General features: G+C 58.2%; 2 protein-coding genes, 1 pseudogene and 1 riboswitch. Of the genes and pseudogenes, 2 read left to right on the top strand and 1 reads right to left on the bottom strand.

Annotated features, from left to right (window positions below):
- The coding region (locus EN906_RS18220) for a metallophosphoesterase (protein ID WP_206529117.1) at positions 1 to 334 on the bottom strand (334 nt) is incomplete at its 3' end.
- A gap of 491 nt (positions 335 to 825) precedes the next feature.
- On the opposite strand from EN906_RS18220, the gene EN906_RS18215 reads away from it, so the two are divergent.
- Together EN906_RS18215 and EN906_RS18205 are read left to right on the top strand one after the other, a co-directional pair.
- Complete coding sequence (locus EN906_RS18215) at positions 826 to 1,089, top strand: hypothetical protein (RefSeq protein WP_082826710.1); 264 nt, start codon at positions 826 to 828, stop codon at positions 1,087 to 1,089.
- 317 nt (positions 1,090 to 1,406) lie between these two features.
- A riboswitch (TPP riboswitch) is annotated at positions 1,407 to 1,523 on the top strand.
- A gap of 103 nt (positions 1,524 to 1,626) precedes the next feature.
- Positions 1,627 to 2,045 (top strand): annotated as a pseudogene (locus tag EN906_RS18205) (phosphomethylpyrimidine synthase ThiC); the annotation flags it as partial.

Genomic DNA, 2,045 nt, shown 5'->3' with positions numbered 1-2,045 from the left:
GGTTCACATCGTGATTTCCCGGTACGAATATCAACGGAAGCGCCTTTGAACTGCGTCCCTGTGCGCGGCAGAGCAACGTGAAATGCTGGAATGCCGAAGCAATGAAGGTCTTGTCGCCACGGCTCGTGAAATCCCCCATGAAGGCGATCGAATCCAAGGGCTTCGAAGTCGTCAGCCGCCGAAGTTTCGTCAAGACGGCACGCAGCGAAGACGCGCGTAGCTTCTGCGTTATTTTCGGAGCGAACTTGCTATCCTTGGCATCGATGTTGCTAGAGGAAGGATGCCAGTCCGGATAGTGAATATCGCCTACTTGAAGGATTCGCACCCGCCGCATAACTCGCCCCCCTGCCGAGAGCCATAGACTAATCCGTTCGCTTTTGCCAAGCGCGAACGATCATCCGCAGTGTCCTTAACGAGGTAGCCTGCACTTTTCGAGAATTGCCACGGCGGCTATTTTTCGGCTGTGAAGCACACGAGACCCGTGACGTGAGACCCAGTTGCTCAATGCCCAGTTGCTCAATGAGCTTTCTTACGAATAAGGGAGAATTTCCGCGGCCGGACTATCTCTGAGCGAGCGTGCATGACTGCCAACGGAAGGTCTTGCACGCACCCTTGCGATCTTGAGCAATGGTCGCCATGACTTTCTTCTTGCAGGCTTTTGAGTGGCCCAGCCTGCGATCACCAGACCCCACCGATTCTAAAGAGCGTGGCAGATGGGATAGTCGAGGTTGCCCGTGCACAGTCACGCTCAGGGCTTGCGCCGCCCAGAGGACACGCTGAAAAGGCAGATTGGGGCGCAAGCACGCCATTCACGAGAGGTTCGACATGAAGACCATGCAAGAAAAAGACATTCCGGCATTCGTACAAGCAGTTGTGGACGCCGGCTGCAAAATTTGCGCGATTGGCAACTTGGGATACGTCTTTGGCGATGCTGATTTCACGCCAGCGCAACGGAGGGCCGTCGAGCCACAGCTGCGTAGGATTGCTGAAATCTACGGCGAACGCGATCATCTCATGAACGAGATAGCTGTATATCTGCGGTCGATCGGACGCCATGTCGAGGTTGAGCCGAAGACAGGTATTTCCTGATGGCCGTGATCGCGAGAAGCCGTCTTCCAACCTCTGAATCCTAAAGGAGGTGACCCCCAAGGCCGTTCGTCACCTTCGACCAGAATAACCACATCCGTGACCGCCTGAGCTACTTGGTCGATACGCGCACATGGCCAATACAGTTTCTCCATCCTTCACGAAGCGAATGAGGCTTTGGCCATTCAGCCCCGGTCTACGGGGCGTGACTTGTCCCCGATGCATGCGCGAGCTCTCCGCCCGGCTGGCCGCCGGTCGTCGCCACCGGCCGAAGGCGCCCGAATGCGCTTGACAAGATAGCGTCAGCCCGTTCAACCTAAGGCATTCACCAGGGGAGTCCCGGCAAGGGGCTGAGATACTGCTGGCTTTCGCGGCGCAGTGACCCGTTGAACCTGATCCAGTTCATACTGGCGTAGGGACGGTGCAAGCGCTTTGCGGGAGTTTACGCCCGAGGTCCTGTTGCAGCAGGTCTACAGAAGCGTCTTTTCATCCTTCCGGCACAGAACTGGGTCTCCAATGCATGAGCAAAGGAGCCTCACGATGAATGCCCTCACCCCCGCCGTATCGACGGGACCACTGCCCGCCTCGCGGAAAATCCACAAGCCCGGCGTCCTCTACCCGCAGATCAGGGTGCCGATGCGCGAGATTTCCGTCCATCCGACGGCCGGCGAACCGCCCGTCACCGTCTACGATCCGTCCGGCCCCTACACCGATCCATCAGTCGAAACCAGCATCGAAAAAGGCCTTGCCCGGCTTCGCCACGAATGGGTCACGGCGCGTGGCGATGTCGAAGCCTATGACGGCCGCCACGTCCGGCCGGAAGACAATGGATTCGCCACCGGCGAGCGCCTGACACCGGAATTTCCGATACGCAATCGGCCGCTCAAGGCCAAGCAGGGCAAGGCGGTGACCCAACTTGCCTATGCGCGCGCCGGCATCATCACGCCAGAAATGGAGTT

This window comes from Mesorhizobium sp. M7A.F.Ca.CA.004.06.1.1 (assembly GCF_003999135.1).
Lineage (GTDB): Bacteria > Pseudomonadota > Alphaproteobacteria > Rhizobiales > Rhizobiaceae > Mesorhizobium.
The sequence above is the reverse complement of the archived record's forward strand: the minus strand, read 5'-3'. Positions and strand labels throughout refer to the sequence as shown.